Below are 17,997 nucleotides of genomic sequence, written 5' to 3' on the forward strand. Positions count from 1 at the left end.
CCCGGAACCCCGCACACCCTCGCCGGCCGTCAGCACCAGGGACGACCGGCTACCGGAGTTTGGCCCTGGTCTGCGCCCACTTCTTGTTGAGGTCGGCGAAGATCTGCTCCTTGGTCTCGTTTCTCGCCCCCCGGGCCGCGTCCACGATCCGTTGCCGGTACGCCCCGTCGTAGAGGGCGATCTCGGCCTCGTTGCCGATCTTGTCGGCCAACCCCTCCTCGCCCCTCGGCGCGGGAGCCAGTTCGATGAACTCGGTGCCGGCGGCGGTCAGGTCGGCCAGCGTCGTCGGCATCGCCTGGCTGATCACCGGCGAGATCCCGCCCTGGTCCACGGCGTAGTTCGACTCGTTGGCGAACCAGTCGATCCAGGCCCGGGCCGTCGCCTTGTTCTTCGAGTTGGTATTGATCGCGTTCTTGTAGTCCCCACCCATCACGGTGTGGAACTTGCCGTTCACCTGGTTCGGGAAGGGCAGGTAGCCGATGTCGGCCCTGTTCGGGGCCGCGTCCTGCATCTGCACGATCGACCACGAGCCGAGCATCATGGTGGCAACCTTGCCGGTGCCGAGCAGGCCCTTCGACTGTTCCCAGTTCGTGGTGGTCGGGTCGGGCTCGGTCAGCCCCTGGGCCACGGCGTCGAAGAGCAGCGAGTCGAGGACGAAGTGCTCCTGCCCGGGTGCCCAGGGCGCGTCGTCCCGACCCAGCTTGATCGCCGCCTCCGGGTCGCCGCTGATCACACCGCGGCCGCCCTCCCACTGGCCGAGCGGCCACTTGTCCTTGTAGTTGGTGTAGAGCGGGATCGCGTCGGTCCTGTCCCGGATGGCGGCCAGCGCGGCGAGAAACTCGGCCGGGGTCTTCGGTGGCGCGGTGATGCCCGCCTGCTGCCACACCTTCTTGTTGTAGACGAAGCCCTGGGCGTTGCCGGTGATGGCGAGGCCGTAGACGGTGCCTTCGAAGCTCTGTTCGCTGCGGACGAACCGGTACTTATCGTCAAGGTCGTCGACGCTGCCGAGCGGCTCGAAGAAGGTCGGCAGCATGTCGGCGGTGACGGAGTTCGGGATGAGCAGGACGTCGCCGTACTCCCGGGTGTTCATCCGGATCCGGATCTCACCCTCGTAGTCGGTGATCGCCTCGAACTTGACCGTCGTCCCCGGGTACTTCGCCTCGAACGTCTTCTTGTACTCCTGGAAGACGGTGTTGACGATGTCGGTGCGCTGGGTCAGCACCGTGATCTCGCCGGACACCGTGTCGTCGGAGCCGCCGTCGTCCCCGCCGCAGCCCGCCAGGGCCAGCGACAGTACGAGTGCCACACCGGCGAATGCGTACTTCCTCATATGCGCGTCCCACCTCTCGGTGTCCACAAAGACGTTGCGCGATGCGTCGTTTCGCGCTTCCGCGAGGAAGGGGAGGGCAGCGCGACTTGCAGGGAAAGTACCTGTGGGTTACGGCCGTGTCAACGACGTGACAACGATGCGGGGGAACTGAACTGTTAAGCGCGTGAACCGGTTCAGGGTGCAGACCCTATTTGGGCTGCTCCTGGCGTTGAAGGAGAGATTGCCTCGTCATCGTGGGTGGTGCAGACAGGGCCATGAACCGGTTCAGACAATCGGCCTGGGCGGATTGCCTGCGTCAGGTTCGGCATCGGCGTCGCGATACCGCGAGCCAACGACAACCGACACTGTGACTTGCGGCCGTGTCGCGGAGTCTTGGTGGGTAGGGGCCGCCGGCGATGCGGAATATGCCGCTCGGTGGCCGGCAATTGCCTGCGGCGTCCGGCGTATCGACCGGATCGCCCCGGCTGCTCCCCGAGGCGTGCCCTGGCCGGGGGAGGTCCGGCCCGCTGTGCGGAGGGCCGGCCCGTTCTCCTAGCGTTTCGGCCGGTCCGTGCCGTTCCGACGGCGGCGCCAGGCCTCGACCGCCCGTTCGACGTCGAGGGTCGGCAGCACCACCGCAGGTCCGTCGACCAGGCCACGACGGGCCAGCAGGATCCGCTGGTTGAGTTCGGCGACGACAGCCCGGACCGCCTGTTCGGTCGACTCCTTCGCCAGGCGCCGCGGCAGCTCCTCGACCTCCTTGCGGATCTTCAGTGAGGTCGGCGCCAGCCCGGTCAGTTCCTCCCGACGGATCCAGTCCCTGATCCACCAGTTCTCGTCGTAGCCCGTACCGTAGCCGGGCAGGGGTTTGCCGGCACCGGGGAGGTTGTCGAACTCGCCTCGCTCCTGCGCCTCGCGGATCTGGCGTTCGATCCGGGACTCGTACCAACTCGGCACCGGTCAGCCCTCCCGCCGTCGCCCTCCGCCCCCCTGGCCGGTTCCATCGTAGGTCGGCCGCTGGTCGTGCCCGGACGGTGGCCGGTGACGGAGGCGGACCCGCCCATCCCCGATTGTCGATCAACTCGCCAACCTGGTGGGGCGCGCGGCGTGACCCGACCGCCCGTCCGGCGGCCCGGCCCCGCCGTCGGGGTCAGGCGCCCGTCTCGTGGTGCGGGGTGGTGACCGGTTTGGACTCCGGTGAGCCGTGTTGACGCAGGAAGACACTGAGCACGACGAGCGCGCCGACGGCGAGGAACTCGCTCTGCCAGTTCTGCATCGACTGGAACCAGAAGTCACTGGTCTGCAGGAACTGCCAGGCGCTGATCGCCGGCGCGCCGCTTTCCAGGCGCTGCTGCTCGTTGAATTCGGCGGTGCCGCCGAGCAGGTGGAAGACGAAGGAGAGCGCGAAGAGCAGCAGCAGGGCGATGGAGAGACTGTTGCGGTACAGGGTGAGCGCCACGCCCCGGACGTGCACCGGCCAGGGGGAGTTCGGCTTGGCGTTGCGGGCGTGGTCCTCGGGCCGGTCGGTGTCCGGCTCGGGTTTCGACTCCGACGAGCCGCGTTGGATCAGATAGGCGGTGAGCAGCACGTAGCCGCCCATCTGGAGGAACTCCGACTCCCAGTTCTCGAAGACCGCCTCCGCGAAGTGCCCGGTGCCGAGATAGTGCAGGTAGCCCTGGGGCGCCGCGCCGAACTGGGTCAGCTCCTCGTTGTGGGTCTGCCAGCCGAAGATGCTCTGCAGGACGAGGAAGAGCAGGAACGCGCCGAACATCGTCAGAGCGAGGGCGTTGTTACGTAGCCACCGCCGTGTCGACGGCTCCTCCCGACGGTTCGACGACATCTTCTCCTCAACGATCTGTCGCGCCATGTGGAGATCTCCGCTCATCAGGGTTGTTGTCCCGGATCGGGAGTCCCTTCCCAGGGCTCTCCGTTCCCTCGGCGTACCGGCGGAAAACCTGGTCAGGCGGTGCGGAGCCGGGCGGTCGGACCGGACGGTGACGCGGCTGCCCGCCGGGGCCGGTGGTCGACGGCCCGGCGACGGATCGGGATGGATCGCCGCCGGGCCGGGTACGAGGACCGGAGCGGGGGCCATCGACAGATCGAGGAGGTGTGGCGTGGCGGCATTCGTCAGCCAGTACACGCTGGACGTACGGGATGTTGACCTGATGGCCCGGTTCTGGTCCCGGGCGCTGGGCTACCGGTGCGTGCCGAAGGACGACGGCAGCGTCAAGCTCTGCCCACCCGACGGTGCGCCGCCGACGGTGCCGTCGGTCTGGCTGCAGCCGACGGCGCCGGTGAAGGCGGGCAAGAACCGGCTCCACCTGGACCTCGCCGTACGGGACGGCGTGGCGGCCGACGAGGTCGCGCGGCTGATCGGGTTGGGTGCGCGTCGGGCCGACGTGGGACAGCGCGGCGACGAGCCGTTCGTGGTGCTCGCCGACCCGGAGGGCAACGAGTTCTGTCTCCTCGACCACCCGACCCGGGGCGGCTGACCGTTCGACCCCGGGGACGGTTGACCGCTCGGGCCGCAGGCGCGCCGGGCGGTTTATCCCGGTCGGTGGTAGGGCACCGTTCACCGGGTACGGGCCCTGCCGGAGGGCAGGGCCGACAGATCCGGAGGAGGCAGTGATGCCGGCTCGTGAGGAGATGCCCAGCACCCTGAGACGGTCACCGAAGAAGGCCCGGGACACCTGGGCGAAGGCACACGACTCGGCGGTCGAGTCGTACGGGGAGGGGGAGCGGGCGCACCGTACCGCGTTCGCCGCGGTGAAGCACTCGTTCGAGAAGGTCGGCGACCACTGGGAGGCCAAGGGGCGCAAGGGGCCGAGCGACGCCCAGACGGCCCGGCGCAGGCCGGCCGGGTCCACCGGTACCGCTGGTGGGGTGGACGCGAACGCGACCAAGGAACACCTGATGGACGTGGCGAGGCGGCTTGACGTACGGGGCCGCTCCCGGATGACCAAGGCGGAACTCGTCGACGCGATCCGGAAGGCGAACAACCGTCGTACCCGGGCGGTCCGGAACCGGTGATCCGGCCCGGCCGGAATTGCCGACAAATAGATATTCATATATCTTTCGTGGCAGGATCCGACCCCGGTCGGGCGGACCTGGCGGAGGGAGCGGCCATGAGCGAACCCGGCACATCCCCGGCGCGTCGCCGGTGCGGACGCCGCGTTCTGGCGCTGGTCGCCGCCCACACGCTCGTCCTCGGTGCCGTGGGCGTCGCCGCGGCCGGCCCCACCGACGGTGCCCCGGCGGCGGCCGCTGGTCGGGCGGTCGCCGCCGCACCCGGGCTGTACGCCGGCGGCACCTTCACCCGGGCCGGCGGGACGACCGTCGACCGGGTCGCGGTCTGGTCCGGTACGGCGTGGTCCGGCGTGCCGGGCGCCGGACCGGACGGTCCGGTCACCGCGTTCACCGTCTACCAGGGTGACCTCGTCGTCGGCGGCAGTTTCCTGACCGCCGGCGGGGTACGGGTGAACGGGATAGCCCGGTGGGACGGCAGTGCCTGGGCGCCGCTGACCGGGCCGGCCGGCACCGGGGTGATGAGCACCCCGCTCGACTTCGTCGACGCACTCACGGTCTTCGACGGGGACCTGGTCGTCGGCGGGCAGTTCCTCACCGCCGGCGGGGTGGCCGCGAACCACGTGGCCCGCTGGGACGGCACCCGGTGGCACCCACTGACCGGCGCCGCCGGCACCGGCGTCGACGTGGGTCCGGTCTCGGACCTGGTCGTACACGACGGTGCGCTGATCGTCGCGGGCGGCTTCAGCCAGGCCGGCGGGCTCGCCACCAACCGGATCGCCCGGTGGACCGGGCAGGCGTGGTCGACCCTGGGCACCGGGTTCAACGGCGAGGTGCTGGCGCTGGCCGTCTTCTCCGGTGCGCTGGTGGCGACGGGCGGGTTCACCGAGGCCGGGGGTGTGCCGGCGGCCCGGATCGCCCGGTGGGATGGTGGTGCCTGGGCGGCGCTCGGCGGAGGGCTGGACGCCGAGGGGCGCGCGCTCGCCGTACACGACGGGGCGCTGGTCGTCGGCGGACATTTCAGCGAGGCGGGCGGCGCCGTGACGAACTACCTCGCGCGGTGGACCGGCACGGCCTGGGCCGGGCTGGCCGGCCCCGGCGGCACCGGCACCGACGACACCGTCCTGTCGCTCGCGGTCCACGACGGACGGCTGGTCGCCGGCGGGTTCTTCACGACCGCCGGCGGGGTGGCGGCGGCGCATGTCGCCGCCTGGGACGGCGCCACCTGGGCCGCGCTGAGCGGCCCGGCCGGTGCCGGCACCGACGGTGGGGTCTACGCCCTGCACAGCGTGTGAGGCGCGCGGCCGGCGCGGCAGGTGACGTCCGCGCCCGTGGTGGACCCGCGGCCGGACGACCGGCCGCCGCTGTCGCTCGCCGGCGAGGTGGCCGCGCCGTTACCGCGGGGTCGGAACGGCCGCCACCATCCGTTCGCGGTACGCCTCGACGAGCTGGCGTTCGGCGGTGCGCAGGTAGTCGTCGAGCACCTCGTGGGCGCGTTCCACGTCCCCGGAGCGGATCAGCCGCAGCAGTTCCCGGTGCCGGTCCAGATAGGGCTGGTGGAAGGTCTGCGGGGCGGCCATCACGTGGAAGGCCAGCCGGATCTCGGCGAGCGTCTGCCGCATGATCTCCTCGACCCGCGGGCTGCCGGCCAGGCCGGCGATGGCCTGGTGGAACTGCATGTTGGCGGTGCCGACGTCGAACCACCGCTGGTCGGCGGCGGCCTGTTCGCCCTGGAGCAGGGCGGCCTCGATCGCCTCCGTCGCGCCCGGCGGGCTCTGCCGGGCGTTGCGGACCGCCGCGCACTCGAGCACCCGGCGCACCCGGTAGATGTCGATCACGTCCTCGACGTCGAGGACCCGGACGAAGACACCCCGGTTGAGCTCGTGTACGACGAGTCGTTCGTGGATCAGCAGCCGGAACGACTCCCGCAGCGTGTTGCGGGAGACACCGAGCGCGGAGCCGATCATCTCCTCGGAGAGCCGGGTGCCCGGGAGCAGAGCTCCCTCGGTGATCCGCGCGCGCAGGATCTCGGCAACCCGTTGCGCGGTGCTGGCCCGGCTGATCAGCGCCCGGTCGTCCTGCAGCTTCGTCAGCCACGTCACGCGGTCATTGTCCGTCATTCTCTCGCGCCCTCAATCGGCAGAAGGGTTCGTGCTACGACGAGGTTACAAGTCAACATGACCATTGACGGATTGTTCAACAGTCTGCCAACCTGAACCTGCGGTCCTCACCACACATCCCCCGGGAGGCGCAATGTCGATCACCCTCGACCTGAACAGCGACCTCGGAGAGGGCTTCGGGGTCTGGCAGCTCGGCGACGACCTCGCCCTCCTGCAGATCGTGACCAGCGCCAACGTCGCCTGCGGATTCCACGGCGGCGATCCGACGATCATGCGACGCGTCTGCGCCGAGGCGGTGCGCCGCAACGTCTCCGTCGGCGCCCACGTCGGCTACCGGGACCTGGCCGGCTTCGGCCGCCGGGCGATGGACATCGAGCCCGACCGACTCGCCGACGACGTGCTCTACCAGCTCGCCGCGCTGGACGGCATCGCCCGCGCCGAGGGTGGCCGGGTGCGGTACGTCAAACCGCACGGCGCGCTCTACAACCGTACGGTGACCGACCAGGCGCAGGCCGCCGCCGTCGTCGCCGCCGTCGTCGCGTACGACCCGAGCCTGCCGATCCTCGGCCTGCCCGGCTCGCACCTGCTGCGACAGGCGGAGGAGGCCGGGCTGCCGGCCGAGCCCGAGGCGTTCGCCGACCGGGGTTACCGACCCGACGGCAGCCTGGCGAAGCGGGGCAGCCCGGGTGCACTGGTCACCGATCCGACCGAGGTGGCCGCGCGCTGCGTCGAGATGGCGACGACCGGTCGGGTGACCGCCGTCGACGGCAGCAGCGTCACCGTCAACCCCCGCTCGCTCTGCGTACACGGAGACACCCCGGGCGCGGTGGACCTGGCCCGCCAGGTCCGCGACGCGCTACAGGACGCCGGGGTACGGCTCGCCGCGTTCAGCTGAGGCGACGTCACCCCCGGCCCACACCCAGCAGCTCTGACCGGCGGCCTCCGACCCGCGCCTCCGGACCGGTCACCGACGGCCGGGCAGGCCCGCCCCGCCGACGGTGACCGACTCCCGCACCTCGAAACGCCGCCCGATCCCCCGGGCGGAACTGCACCAACCCGTCAGCGCGCCGGCTCCGTCCCCCTGGTTGGGCCCGGACGACGGAACCGACGCGGTTATCCAGGAAGGGTCAGGATCACTTTGAATGTGCAGAAGCTAACCGACAGTGTACGGGGGCGGATGAGGCTGATCGCCGCCACCGCCATCGGCGCCTCGCTGGTGCTGATGCCGGGAACGGCCGACGCCGGCCCGGCACCCCTCGCCGGTCACGGCGGCACCCCCGGACAGTGTTACGACCGGAGTGCCCCGACGACGTACGAGGAGACCCGGATCGACACCCCGGCGGCCCCGGGCGGGGTCCAGGTGCCGACCACCCTGGTCGAGATCGGCGGCTTCACCCCGTACGTCGCGCGGTTGACCCGCGAACTGTGCGAGGTGCGTTCGGTCAAGCAGGCCGACAATCTGCTCCAGACCCGGGGCGCCCAGCTGTGGCGGACCGCGGCCGAGCGGGCCCAGGGCAAGCGGTGGATGGGCAGCATCGAACGGTACGACGACCGACCGCTCTACTGGGCCCGCCTGATCGGCACCCGCGACCTGCGCCAGTGGCAGCCGGCGTTCCGGCTGACCGACACCGCCCGGGCCGCCCTGCTCAAGACCTTCGAGTACGCCTCCCGGGGCATCTCGTCGACCGACTTCTCGACCAGCCGGAACGTGACCCGGGTACTGGTCAGCGGCTTCGACCCGTACCAGCTCAACGGGGAGATCCGCCGCTCCAACCCGTCCGGCGCCTCGGCGCTGCAGCTCGACGGCCAGGAGTACCAGGTCGGTGACCGTACCGTGCAGATCCAGGCGGTCTCGCTGCCGGTGACCTGGAGCGGCTTCGACCTCGGTTACGTCGAGGACACCTTCGGGCCGCACCTGACCCGGAACAGCCGGGAACGCGCCGACCTGATCATGACGATCAGCCAGGGTGGCCGGGCCCGGATGGCGATCGAGCAGTGGGCCGGCGCCTGGCGGGGCGGCAGCGCGGACAACAACAACGAGGGCACGCCCGAGGTCGTACCGCAGGTGACGAACTGGCCGCAGCCGCAGCCGAACCCCGAGTTCATCGAGACCACGCTGCCGTACCAGCAGATGATCGACGCGGGTACGACGCCGTGGCCGGTGGCCCTCAACCCGCGGATCTGCGAGTGGACCGGCAACACCCGGCCGGACCCGGCCAAGGTCTCCTGCCACGACAACGGGCCGTCCCCGGACGCCCAGGCGCAGCAGGGCGGTGGCGGCAACTACCTCTCGAACGAGAGCATGTACCGCTCCAACCGGCTGCGGCTCGCGCTCGGCGCGACCGACGTACCCGGCGGGCACCTGCACATCTCCTCGCTGGTCTACCCGCAGAACCCGCTCGACATCATCGACCCCGCGTTCGCCTCCGACCGCGCCCAGACGATCGAGCAGACCGTCGCCCTGGTGAAGGCCGCCGGCGCGGCCGTCTCCTGAGCCGCCGGCCGGGGCCGGGGGTGACGACCGCCCCCGCCCCCGGCCGCCCCGGCCGATCGGAAGGACCCCTTCCTGATCGCGGAAGCGAAAACAAGGGGCCCGTCCGCACACCTGCATCCGTCAGTAGAAAGGCCTGACCATGCGCAAGATCGTCAGTTTTGGCGCCGCCCTCGTGCTCGCCGTCGGACTCGGCGGGTGCGGGGGGTCCGACTCCGGTTCGACCGACGAGGTGAAGCTCGCCGGGTTGTGGCCGCTGAGCGGACCGAACGCCACCCAGGGAACCGACGTCCTGCACGGCGCGGAACTCGCCGTCGACGTCGTCAACAACGACCACCCCGGACTGGCCCTGCCACTCGGACCGGGCAAGGGCCTGCCCGGCCTGGGCGGCGCGCCGGTCAAGCTGATCACCGGTGACACCCAGGGCAAGCCGGAGATCGGCGCCGGTGAGGTGGACCGGCTGGTCACCAGCGAGAAGGTGGCCGCGGTGATCGGGTCGTACCAGTCCGGGGTGACGCTGACCGCGAGCCAGCGCGCCGAGCGGCTCGGCGTGCCGTTCGTCAACGAGGCGTCGTCCTCGGTGGCGCTCACCGAACGTGGCCTGAAGTGGTTCTTCCGGACCGGGCCGACCGACGAGACGTTCGCCCGGTCGATGTTCGACTACCTCAAGGCCCGGCAGGCCGCCGGCGAGCAGGTCCGGACGGTCGGCATCTTCCACAGCAACGACCAGTTCGGCAACGACGGCGCCGGGGTCACCGAGAAGGTCGCCGCCGAGGTGGGCCTGCCGGTCACGGTCAACGTGGCGTTCGACCCGACCGCCGCCGACCTCGGCTCCCAGGTCGCCCAGGTACGCGGGAAGAACCCCGACGTGCTCTTCGTGCTCGCCTACACCGACGCCGCGATCAAGCTGATGAAGACGCTGGACCAGCTCGACTACCACCCGCCGGCACTGCTCGCGTACGGCAGCGGCTTCGCCGACCCGGCGTTCGTCACCGGTCTCGGCGCGCTGGCCGACGGCGCCTCGAGTCGGGCCGCCTGGTCCGGTGAGATCGCCGAGAAGCGACCGGCCGCGAAGACCGTCGCCGACCTGTTCCAGCAGCGGTACGGGGCACCGATGACCGAGAACTCGGCCCGGGCCTTCACCGCCGTACTGGCGCTGGCCCAGGCGATCGACAACGCCAAGTCGGTCGAGCCGGCGAAGATCCGGGACGCACTGCGCGCCCTGGACATCCCCGGCGAGCAGACGATCATGCCGTGGACCGGGATCAGGTTCGACGACAAGGGCCAGAACACCGGTGCGGCCGGCGTGGTCGAGCAGATGATCGACGGGCGGTACCGGGTGGTCTTCCCGGCCGAACTCTCCTCCGTGCAGCCGGTCTGGCCGATGAACGGGGCCCGGAAGTGACCCGGGGGACGGCATGAGCGACCTGCTCCAGTCGATCGTCAACGGACTGCTGATCGGCGCGGTGTTCGCGCTGGTCGCGGTCGGACTGACCCTCATCTACGGGGTCATGGACGTGGTCAACTTCGCGCACGGCGAGATGGTCATGCTCGGCATGTACACCTCGTTCTTCGCCTGGTCGCTGCTCGGCCTCGACCCGTTGCTCTCCATTCCGTTGGCCGGGGTGTCGATCGCGCTCACCGGCGCGCTGATGTACGTCGGTGCGGTCGGCCGGGTGCTCGGCAGGTCCCCGCTGGCCCAGGTGATCGTCACCTTCGGGCTGCAGGTCTTCCTGCGCGGCCTGGCCCAGTTCCTCTGGACGCCGAACACCCGGACGGTGCCCCGACCCTGGGCGGCCGACCTGCGCTGGGAGATCGGCCCGGTGGTGATCGGCGGCCCACAGGTGATCATGGCGGTGGGCGCACTGCTCGCCACCGGCGCGGTCGCGTACTTCATGAACCGGACCCGCCTCGGCGGCGCGGTGCGCGCCGCCGGGGAGGACCCGGCGGCGGCGTCACTGATGGGCATCGACCCCCGGAAGATGTACGCGCTCTGCTGGGTGATCGCCGGACTCGCCACCGGGGTCGCCGGGGCGCTGCTGATGAACTCGTACTCCGCCTCGCCGACCGCCGGGGTGAGCTTCGCGCTGATGGCGTTCGTGGTGGTGGCGTTCGGCGGCTTCGGCAGCATCACCGGCGCGGCCCTGGCCGGGCTGCTGGTCGGGGTCGCCCAGGGGCTGGTCGGCCTCTACGCCCCGAGCTACACGCTGGCCGCCGCGCTCGGCCTGTATCTGGTGGTCGTCCTGGTACGACCGCAGGGATTGCTGGGGACACGATGAGCACCACGAGCACACCCACCACACCCGCCCCGGCCGCGTCGGCGCCGGCCGGGGACCGTCCGTCGCGGGCCCGGCGGCTGCCGCCGTGGACCACCGCCGTGCTGGTGGTGGCGGCCCTGGCGGCGTACCCGCTGGTCTTCCTGGACTCGGCGGCGCACAACATCGGCATCCTGGCGTTGACCTTCGGGATCGCCGCGACCGGCTGGAACCTGCTCGGCGGCTACACCGGACAGATCTCCTTCGGGCACGCGCTCTACTTCGGTGCCGGCGCCTACACCACCGCGCTGCTGGTCCGGCAGGGCTGGTCGCCGTGGCTGGCGATCGGGATCGCGCTGCCGGTGGCCGCGGTGCTCGCCGCCGCGGTCGGCTGGCCCTGCTTCCGGCTGCGGCACCACTACTACTCGATCGCCACCATCGCCGTCGCCGAGATCGTCTTCATCCTGGTCACCAACCTGCCCGGGCTCGGCCAGGCGAACGGCTGGGAGTTGCCGGTGGTCGAGCCGTCCCTGGCGAACCTGCAGTTCTCGCTGCTGGACAAACGGCCCTACTACTACGTGGCGCTCGGCTTCTTCTGCCTCGCGGCGGTGGCGGTCTGGCTCTTCCTGCGGGGCCGGGCCGGCAACTACGTCCGGGCGATCCGCGACGACCAGGCCGCGGCGGCGGCGGTCGGGATCAACGTGCACCGGTACAAGCTGGCGGCGGCCGCGCTCTCCGGCGCGATCACCGCACTGGCCGGCGGCTTCTACGTGATGTACGTCCTCTTCGTCGACCCGCCCTCCGGGCTGGGCCTGGACCTGTCGGTGTCGTTCACCCTGATGGCGGTGCTCGGCGGGGTCGGCCGGTTCTGGGGGCCGCTGCTCGGCGCCTGGGTGCTGGTCTTCGTCCAGGACGTCACCCGGCAGGAGTTCTCCGGCACCGGCCGCTCGGTCGACCTGCTGCTCTACGGCGCGCTGATCGTCCTGATCTCGATCACCGAGCCGGGCGGCCTGCTCGCGATCCTGCAGCGGATCTGGGCCCCGATCGCCCGTCGGCTGCGCCGAAGGTCGGCCCCGGAGCCGACCGGATCTGGTGAGGTGAGGGCATGACCAGCCTGCTGAGAATCGACAAGCTCTCCTGCCGGTTCGGCGGACTGTGGGCCAACCGGGAGGTGAGCTTCGAGGTGGAACAGGGCGCCATCGTCGGGCTGATCGGTCCGAACGGCGCCGGCAAGAGCACCCTCTTCTCCATGGTGGCCGGAGCGCAGCGGCCGACCGCCGGCCGGCTGGAGTTCGACGGGCGGGACGTGACCGGGTGGGCGCCGCACGCGGCGGCCCGGGCCGGGGTCGGGCGGACCTTCCAGTTGATGCGGGTCTTCGGCTCGATGAGCGTGCTGGAGAACCTGACCACGGCGGCGTTCGTCCGGCACCCCCGGCTGCGGGACGCCCGACGTCGGGCCGCCGAGGTCGCCGACCTGGCCGGTCTCGGGCCGGTCCTGGACGCCCCGGCCGCCTCGCTGACCGCTGCCTGGAAGAAGCGGCTGGAGATGGGGCGGGCGCTGGCCACCGAGCCGAAACTCCTGCTGCTCGACGAGGTGCTGTCGGGCCTGACGCCGACCGAGGCCCGGGAGGCGGTGGAGATCGTCCGGGCGATCAACCGGGACGGCGTCACCATCCTGATGGTGGAACACGTGATGGAGGTGATCATGCCGCTCTGCGGTCGGCTGGTCGTGCTGCACTACGGGGAGAAGATCAGCGAGGGCACGCCGGAGCAGGTCGCGCACGACCCGACAGTGGTCGAGGCGTACCTGGGGAAGGCGCTCTAGATGCTGACCGTCAGTGATCTCCACGTGGACTACGCCGGAGTCGTCGCGCTGCGCGGCGTCGACCTGACCGTGCGGGCCGGCGAACTCGTCGCACTGGTCGGCGCGAACGGTGCCGGCAAGAGCACCCTGCTCGCCGCCGTCTCCGGGCTGCACCGACCGGTACGCGGCACGGTGACCTTCCTCGACGAGAACGTCAGCGGGCTGCCGGCGTACCGGATCGCCCGCCGGGGGGCCGTGCTGGTGCCGGAGGGACGGCGGCTGTTCGGGCACCAGACGGTGCTGCAGAACCTGATGCTCGGCGGCTACCACCGGACCGAGGCGGAACGGCAGGCCGACCTGAAACGGGTCTACGACCTCTTCCCGATCCTCGCCGAGCGCTCCGGTCAGCGGGCCGGGACCCTCTCCGGGGGTGAGCAGCAGATGGTCGCGCTCGGCCGGGCCCTGATGAGCCGGCCGAAGCTGCTGATGCTCGACGAGCCGTCACTCGGCATCTCACCGAAGTTCACCAAGATGATCTTCGAGGTGCTGGCCGAGATCCGACGTACCGGCACCACCATGCTGCTGGTCGAGCAGAACCTGCGGGCCGCGCTGGACCTGGCCGACCGGGCGTACGTGTTGCAGACCGGACGGGTGGTGATGTCCGGCCCGGCGGCGGAACTCGCCGAGTCCGACGAGGTACGACGCTCGTACCTCGGACTGTGAGTCGACCGGCGGGGAGTGGATGAGGGTGCGGATCATTCCGGTCGGACTGCGGGCGCTGCTGGTCGAGCTGCCGACCCCGGCGCACGTCCAGGCGCTGGTGGCGGATCTGGAGCGGCGACGTACCGACGGTGCCCTGACCGGGGTGGACGACGTGGTCCCGGGCGAGCTGACCGTGCTCGTCGACGGCGTCGCCGACCCCGCCGACCTGGCGGGGCGGCTCGCCGCCTGGCGACCCGCCTCGGTCCGGCCGCCGGACGGCCCGCTCGTCGAGATCCCGGTCCGGTACGACGGCGCCGACGTGGCCGACGTCGCCCGGCTCTGGCAGGTGCCGGAGGAGGAGGTCGGACGGATCCACAGCACCCCGGAGTACCGGGTCGCGTTCTGCGGCTTCGCCCCCGGCTTCGGTTACCTGACCGGGCTGCCGGAGCACTACCACCTGCCCCGGCGACCGGTGCCCCGGACCCGGGTGCCGGCCGGGTCGGTCGCGGTCGCCGGCGGCTACGCCGGGATCTACCCCCGTGACTCGCCCGGCGGCTGGCAGCTGCTCGGCCGTACCGACGTGGTGCTCTTCGACCCGGACCGGGATCCGGTCGCCCTGCTCACCCCGGGCGTCCGGGTCCGGTTCCGGAACCTCGGCAGATGACCCGCACCCGATACGTCGAGGTGGTCCGCCCCGGGGCGCTCAGCACCGTGCAGGACCTGGGCCGCCCCGGACACGCCCACCTCGGGGTGCCCCGGTCGGGCGCGCTCGACCTGCCGGCACACCTGCTGGCGAACCGGCTGGTCGGCAACCCGCCGGAGGCGGCCACGATCGAGACCACCCTCACCGGCGTCTCGGTCCGGCTCGGCCAGGCCGGCACGGTCGCGGTCACCGGGGCGTGGGCGCCGGTGACCGTCAACGGACGCCCGGCGAGTTGGTCGGCGCCGGTGTCCGTGCCGGCCGGTGCCCAGGTCGACGTGGCCACCGCGCGGCGTGGCGTCCGCAGCTACCTCGCCGTCTCCGGCGGGATCGCCGTCGCGCCGGTGCTCGGCAGCCGCGCCACCGACCTGCTCTCCGGGCTGGGGCCGACTCCGCTCGCCGTCGGCGAACGGCTGCCACTCGGCGAGGTCACGGGGCCGCCCGGCCCGGTCGACGTCGCGCCGACCGGGACCCTGCCCGAGGAACTGGCGCTGCGGATCGTGCTCGGCCCCCGCGCCGACTGGTTCACCGACGAGGCCCCCCGGATCCTCACCACCGGCCGGTACGTCGTCTCCACCGCCAGCAACCGGATCGGCATGCGGCTGGACGGTCCGCCGTTGCCGCGCCGGATCACCACGGAACTGCGCAGTGAGGGGGTGGTGCTGGGCGCGGTCCAGGTGCCTGCCGCCGGCACCCCGGTGATCTTCCTCGCCGACCATCCCACGATGGGCGGCTACCCGGTGATCGGGGTGGTGCACCCGGACGACCTGCCACGTACCGCCCAGGCCGCCCCCGGCACCCCCGTCCGCTTCGTACTGTGACGGTCGCTCCCACCGGCTTTCGCTCCCACCGGCTCCGCCCTGGCGTCATCCGGCGTCCGACAGGGGCCGGGGCGAGTCTGTCGGAACCCGAGGTCGACGCGGCGACTCTCCGTCTGCATGAGATCTTCGCAATCGGCTGTCCTGCTCGTCTGCACGGTGGTCGCCCTCGTCACCGGCTGCACGGCCGGGAACGCGCCCACCGGGACGGCGGCGTCCACTCCAGAGACGTCCCCACCGGCCAGACCGGGCTGTGGCTCCCCGGTCGAGACCGGTCCGCTGCCGGAGTGGGCCCGGACCGGGTTCTCCGGCGACGCGCGCATGCCGCACGTGCTGGGGGACCGGGGCGAGATCGTGGCCGCGATCTTCGGCTACCCGCTCACCGTCTCCCGGCCCGAGGGCCCCACCAACAAGATCCTCTGGGTGTCCAGGGCCGCGGACCCGCCCGGCGACCTGCTCATCGAGGCGGAACTCGACGGTTCGGACACCTCGGTGACCCAGCGGGTGACCGGTGGGCCCGGCCCCTCCATCGTCGACCTGCCGCAACCCGGGTGCTGGCACCTCACCCTCAGTTGGTCGGGCCGTACCGACACCCTGGACCTCAGCTACCGCTGACCGCCGGACGGCGCCAGGCAGCCCGGCTCCTTCCGGGCCGGCCCCCGGTTGGTGACCCCGGCCGCGGACGATCATGCTTGGACCGGTACGCCCGACCGGGCGTGCCCGATGGGAGGGAGTACCCCGATGACCGTCCGCCCCGCCTTCCACCTCGCGATCCCGGTCGACGACCTGGCCCGGGCCCGCGCCTTCTACGGGGGTGTGCTCGGGCTCGCCGAGGGACGCTCGGCCGACGCCTGGGTCGACTGGAACTTCTACGGTCACCAGGTGGTGACCCACGTCGTACCGGTGGCGCGGCAGTCCGACGCGGGCCGCAACCCCGTCGACGGGCACGACGTACCGGTGCCGCACTTCGGGCTCATCCTGTCGATCGAGGACTTCCACACCCTGGCCGACCGGATCCGCGCCGCCGGCGGCGAGTTTGTCATCGAGCCGTACCTGCGGTTCGCCGGCGAGCCGGGGGAGCAGTGGACGATGTTCTTCCGCGATCCGGCCGGCAACGCGCTGGAGTTCAAGGCGTTCCGCGACGAGTCGCAGATCTTCGCCAGGTAGGACTATGACAGTCGTCATGACTGTACGTATCATGACGACTGTCATACTCCGCCCGGTGGCGGAGCGCTGCCGGGGCGGGAGGACGCGTGGCGATCGGTTTCCTCGGGCTGGGACTGATGGGCCAGCCGATGGCACTCAACCTGGCCCGGGCCGGGACCCCGCTGCTGGTGTGGAACCGGACCGCCGCGAAGTGCGCCGAGCTGCGCGCGGCGGGCGCCCGGGTGGCCGGCACCCCGGCCGAGGTGTTCGCCGGGGCGGAGACCGTGCTGCTCATGCTCGCCAACGAGGAGGCCGTCGACCGGGTGCTCGGCCGGGGCACCGACGACTTCGGACCGGCCGTGGCCGGGCACACCGTCGTGCACATGGACACAACCGCGCCCGGGTACTCGCAGGCGTTGGAGACCGACATCCGCCGGGCCGGCGGGCGGTACGTCGAGGCGCCGGTCTCCGGGTCACGCAAGCCGGCCGAGGCCGGCGAACTGGTGGCGATGCTCGCCGGCGACCCGTCGGCGACCCGGGCGGTCCGTACGCTGCTCGCGCCGATCTGCCGGGAGACGGTCGACTGCGGGCCGGTACCGAACGCGCTGCGGATGAAACTCGCGGTCAACCTGTACCTGATCACGATGGTCACCGGACTCGCCGAGGCGGTGCACTTCGCCGACCGACACGGCCTGGACCTGCGGCGGTTGCTGGCCGTGCTCGACGCGGGGCCGATGGCGAGCGCCGTCTCCCGGGTCAAGGCACGCAAGCTCGTCGACCACGACTTCGCGGCCCAGGCGGCCGTCGCCGACGTGCTGACGAACAGCCGGCTGGTCGCCGAGGCCGCCCGCGAGGCGGGGCTGGCCTCCCCACTGCTGGACGTCTGCCACCAGCTCTACTCCGAGACCGTGGCGCTGGGGCACGACGGAGCCGACATGGCGGCCGTCATCCACGCCATCGAGAGCCGGACCGACAGCGGCCGTGCCAGGCCGACTAACCCAGCACCAGCGAGAGTTCCCTGACCACCGTGTCGAGCTGCCCGACGTCGCGCCGGATCCGGGCCAGCATGATCGCGCCCTCCAGGGAGCTGATCATCAGCGTGGCCAACCCCCGCGCCCGCTCCGGCGGCAGGCCCATCCGCGCGAGTTCGTCCCGTACCGCACCCTCCCACCGGTCCGTCGCCGTCCGCAGCGGCTCGGTGACCGGCGAGTCGCTGCCGGCCAGGTCGGCGGCGACGGCCATCACCGGGCAGCCGCGCGCGTACCCGCGGGTCGTCAGGTCCTCCCGCCACCAGGCCGCGAGGTGGGCGAAGAGACCGGCCGGCGACGGTACGTCCGCGGTCCGCCGGTACGCGGTGGCCCAGGCCGCGGCGAACTCCGCCGACCAGATCAGCGCCTCGCCGACGAGTTGGTCCTTGCCCCGGGGGAAGTAGTGCTGGAACGAGCCCCGGGGAGCCGCCGCGTGTTCGACCACGTCGCGTACCCCGGTGGCGGCCACCCCACGGGCCCGCACCAACTGCGCCGCGCTGTAGACCATGCGTTCGCGCGGAGGTCGCGTCTCGCCGGACATGGCCGCCTCTCGTTCCTGCTGACAGCCGCGTCACGGCAGCTCAGCGATCCCGGAAGACT

20 protein-coding genes are annotated in these 17,997 nt (G+C 71.7%); 15 read left to right on the forward strand and 5 right to left on the reverse strand.

The genetic code is table 11. The annotated features are described in order from the left end of the window. Window positions 1-49 precede the first annotated feature (49 nt). The 3 genes from ABGB21_RS24130 to ABGB21_RS24140 all read right to left on the reverse strand — a co-directional run bounded on the left by ABGB21_RS24130 (window position 50) and on the right by ABGB21_RS24140 (window position 3,176). Window positions 50-1,330 (reverse strand): ABC transporter substrate-binding protein, encoded by a 1,281-nt coding sequence (locus ABGB21_RS24130; RefSeq protein WP_347655021.1) that lies wholly within the window; start codon window positions 1,328-1,330, stop codon window positions 50-52. Window positions 1,331-1,861: 531 nt separating this feature from the next. Further along, complete coding sequence (locus tag ABGB21_RS24135) at window positions 1,862-2,266, reverse strand: DUF1992 domain-containing protein (protein WP_347655020.1); 405 nt, start codon at window positions 2,264-2,266, stop codon at window positions 1,862-1,864. 193 nt (window positions 2,267-2,459) lie between these two features. Further along, window positions 2,460-3,176: a DUF6766 family protein gene (locus ABGB21_RS24140; protein WP_347679695.1), complete on the reverse strand. Its 717-nt coding sequence runs from the start codon at window positions 3,174-3,176 to the stop codon at window positions 2,460-2,462. Between the two features lie 247 nt (window positions 3,177-3,423). Between ABGB21_RS24140 and ABGB21_RS24145 the strand changes: the two genes are divergently transcribed. The 3 genes from ABGB21_RS24145 to ABGB21_RS24155 all read left to right on the forward strand — a co-directional run bounded on the left by ABGB21_RS24145 (window position 3,424) and on the right by ABGB21_RS24155 (window position 5,628). Then, window positions 3,424-3,801 carry a VOC family protein gene (locus ABGB21_RS24145; RefSeq protein WP_347655018.1) on the forward strand — a complete coding sequence of 126 codons (378 nt, stop codon included), beginning with the start codon at window positions 3,424-3,426 and terminating at the stop codon, window positions 3,799-3,801. A 136-nt stretch (window positions 3,802-3,937) separates the two neighbouring features. Continuing rightward, on the forward strand, window positions 3,938-4,339 hold the full coding sequence (locus ABGB21_RS24150; RefSeq protein WP_347679697.1) for a ChaB family protein: 402 nt from the start codon (window positions 3,938-3,940) through the stop codon (window positions 4,337-4,339). Window positions 4,340-4,434: 95 nt separating this feature from the next. Beyond that, window positions 4,435-5,628 carry a hypothetical protein gene (locus ABGB21_RS24155; protein ID WP_347679699.1) on the forward strand — a complete coding sequence of 398 codons (1,194 nt, stop codon included), beginning with the start codon at window positions 4,435-4,437 and terminating at the stop codon, window positions 5,626-5,628. 99 nt (window positions 5,629-5,727) lie between these two features. Here ABGB21_RS24155 and ABGB21_RS24160 read toward each other — a convergent pair whose 3' ends face one another. Beyond that, entirely contained in the window at window positions 5,728-6,435 is a 708-nt protein-coding gene (locus tag ABGB21_RS24160) for a GntR family transcriptional regulator (RefSeq protein WP_347655015.1), read from the reverse strand. A 151-nt stretch (window positions 6,436-6,586) separates the two neighbouring features. On the opposite strand from ABGB21_RS24160, the gene ABGB21_RS24165 reads away from it, so the two are divergent. From ABGB21_RS24165 to ABGB21_RS24220, 12 genes are all read left to right on the forward strand, one after another. Beyond that, a complete protein-coding gene (locus ABGB21_RS24165; protein ID WP_347655014.1) occupies window positions 6,587-7,348 on the forward strand; it encodes a 5-oxoprolinase subunit PxpA in 762 nt (253 codons plus the stop codon). A 282-nt stretch (window positions 7,349-7,630) separates the two neighbouring features. Next, window positions 7,631-8,947 carry a hypothetical protein gene (locus ABGB21_RS24170; protein ID WP_347679701.1) on the forward strand — a complete coding sequence of 439 codons (1,317 nt, stop codon included), beginning with the start codon at window positions 7,631-7,633 and terminating at the stop codon, window positions 8,945-8,947. A 139-nt stretch (window positions 8,948-9,086) separates the two neighbouring features. Continuing rightward, the gene (locus ABGB21_RS24175) at window positions 9,087-10,349 is read left to right on the forward strand and encodes an ABC transporter substrate-binding protein (protein WP_347655012.1); all 1,263 of its coding nucleotides are present in this window, start codon (window positions 9,087-9,089) and stop codon (window positions 10,347-10,349) included. A 13-nt stretch (window positions 10,350-10,362) separates the two neighbouring features. Further along, window positions 10,363-11,223 (forward strand): branched-chain amino acid ABC transporter permease, encoded by an 861-nt coding sequence (locus ABGB21_RS24180; protein ID WP_347679703.1) that lies wholly within the window; start codon window positions 10,363-10,365, stop codon window positions 11,221-11,223. After that, entirely contained in the window at window positions 11,220-12,308 is a 1,089-nt protein-coding gene (locus ABGB21_RS24185) for a branched-chain amino acid ABC transporter permease (protein WP_347655010.1), read from the forward strand. The genes ABGB21_RS24180 and ABGB21_RS24185 overlap by 4 nt, the downstream gene beginning before the upstream one ends. Further along, entirely contained in the window at window positions 12,305-13,024 is a 720-nt protein-coding gene (locus ABGB21_RS24190; protein WP_347655009.1) for an ABC transporter ATP-binding protein, read from the forward strand. Before ABGB21_RS24185 ends, ABGB21_RS24190 begins: the two co-directional genes overlap by 4 nt. Further along, window positions 13,025-13,726, forward strand: coding sequence for an ABC transporter ATP-binding protein (locus tag ABGB21_RS24195; protein ID WP_347655008.1), 702 nt, complete (start codon window positions 13,025-13,027; stop codon window positions 13,724-13,726). It begins immediately after the preceding gene. Between the two features lie 19 nt (window positions 13,727-13,745). Further along, complete coding sequence (gene pxpB, locus ABGB21_RS24200; protein WP_347679706.1) at window positions 13,746-14,369, forward strand: 5-oxoprolinase subunit PxpB; 624 nt, start codon at window positions 13,746-13,748, stop codon at window positions 14,367-14,369. Further along, a complete protein-coding gene (locus ABGB21_RS24205) occupies window positions 14,366-15,226 on the forward strand; it encodes a biotin-dependent carboxyltransferase family protein (protein ID WP_347679708.1) in 861 nt (286 codons plus the stop codon). Before pxpB ends, ABGB21_RS24205 begins: the two co-directional genes overlap by 4 nt. Window positions 15,227-15,343: 117 nt before the next feature. Continuing rightward, window positions 15,344-15,838: a hypothetical protein gene (locus ABGB21_RS24210; protein WP_347655005.1), complete on the forward strand. Its 495-nt coding sequence runs from the start codon at window positions 15,344-15,346 to the stop codon at window positions 15,836-15,838. A gap of 126 nt (window positions 15,839-15,964) precedes the next feature. Continuing rightward, entirely contained in the window at window positions 15,965-16,390 is a 426-nt protein-coding gene (locus tag ABGB21_RS24215) for a VOC family protein (RefSeq protein WP_347655004.1), read from the forward strand. Window positions 16,391-16,476: 86 nt separating this feature from the next. Then, window positions 16,477-17,391, forward strand: a complete 915-nt coding sequence (locus ABGB21_RS24220) for an NAD(P)-dependent oxidoreductase (RefSeq protein WP_347679710.1) — start codon at window positions 16,477-16,479, stop codon at window positions 17,389-17,391. Here the strand turns inward: ABGB21_RS24220 and ABGB21_RS24225 are convergent. Continuing rightward, entirely contained in the window at window positions 17,363-17,938 is a 576-nt protein-coding gene (locus tag ABGB21_RS24225) for a TetR/AcrR family transcriptional regulator (RefSeq protein WP_347655002.1), read from the reverse strand. The genes ABGB21_RS24220 and ABGB21_RS24225 overlap by 29 nt on opposite strands. Between the last annotated feature and the right edge of the window lie 59 nt (window positions 17,939-17,997).

It is taken from the genome of Plantactinospora sp. B24E8 (genome assembly GCF_039871735.1).
Taxonomy (GTDB): Bacteria; Actinomycetota; Actinomycetes; order Mycobacteriales; family Micromonosporaceae; genus Plantactinospora.

Bases quoted from the DNA above. Each gene is read 5' to 3' on its own strand.
- ABGB21_RS24155 (WP_347679699.1), top strand. From the start codon at position 4,435: ATGAGCGAACCCGGCACATCCCCGGCGCGTCGCCGGTGCGGACGCCGC.
- ABGB21_RS24205 (WP_347679708.1), top strand. From the start codon at position 14,366: ATGACCCGCACCCGATACGTCGAGGTGGTCCGCCCCGGGGCGCTCAGC.
- ABGB21_RS24210 (WP_347655005.1), top strand. From the start codon at position 15,344: ATGAGATCTTCGCAATCGGCTGTCCTGCTCGTCTGCACGGTGGTCGCC.
- ABGB21_RS24190 (WP_347655009.1), top strand. From the start codon at position 12,305: ATGACCAGCCTGCTGAGAATCGACAAGCTCTCCTGCCGGTTCGGCGGA.
- ABGB21_RS24165 (WP_347655014.1), top strand. From the start codon at position 6,587: ATGTCGATCACCCTCGACCTGAACAGCGACCTCGGAGAGGGCTTCGGG.
- ABGB21_RS24150 (WP_347679697.1), top strand. From the start codon at position 3,938: ATGCCGGCTCGTGAGGAGATGCCCAGCACCCTGAGACGGTCACCGAAG.
- ABGB21_RS24130 (WP_347655021.1), bottom strand. From the start codon at position 1,330: ATGAGGAAGTACGCATTCGCCGGTGTGGCACTCGTACTGTCGCTGGCC.
- ABGB21_RS24215 (WP_347655004.1), top strand. From the start codon at position 15,965: ATGACCGTCCGCCCCGCCTTCCACCTCGCGATCCCGGTCGACGACCTG.
- ABGB21_RS24185 (WP_347655010.1), top strand. From the start codon at position 11,220: ATGAGCACCACGAGCACACCCACCACACCCGCCCCGGCCGCGTCGGCG.
- ABGB21_RS24175 (WP_347655012.1), top strand. From the start codon at position 9,087: ATGCGCAAGATCGTCAGTTTTGGCGCCGCCCTCGTGCTCGCCGTCGGA.
- ABGB21_RS24170 (WP_347679701.1), top strand. From the start codon at position 7,631: ATGAGGCTGATCGCCGCCACCGCCATCGGCGCCTCGCTGGTGCTGATG.
- ABGB21_RS24140 (WP_347679695.1), bottom strand. From the start codon at position 3,176: ATGGCGCGACAGATCGTTGAGGAGAAGATGTCGTCGAACCGTCGGGAG.
- ABGB21_RS24195 (WP_347655008.1), top strand. From the start codon at position 13,025: ATGCTGACCGTCAGTGATCTCCACGTGGACTACGCCGGAGTCGTCGCG.
- ABGB21_RS24225 (WP_347655002.1), bottom strand. From the start codon at position 17,938: ATGTCCGGCGAGACGCGACCTCCGCGCGAACGCATGGTCTACAGCGCG.
- ABGB21_RS24180 (WP_347679703.1), top strand. From the start codon at position 10,363: ATGAGCGACCTGCTCCAGTCGATCGTCAACGGACTGCTGATCGGCGCG.
- pxpB (WP_347679706.1), top strand. From the start codon at position 13,746: ATGAGGGTGCGGATCATTCCGGTCGGACTGCGGGCGCTGCTGGTCGAG.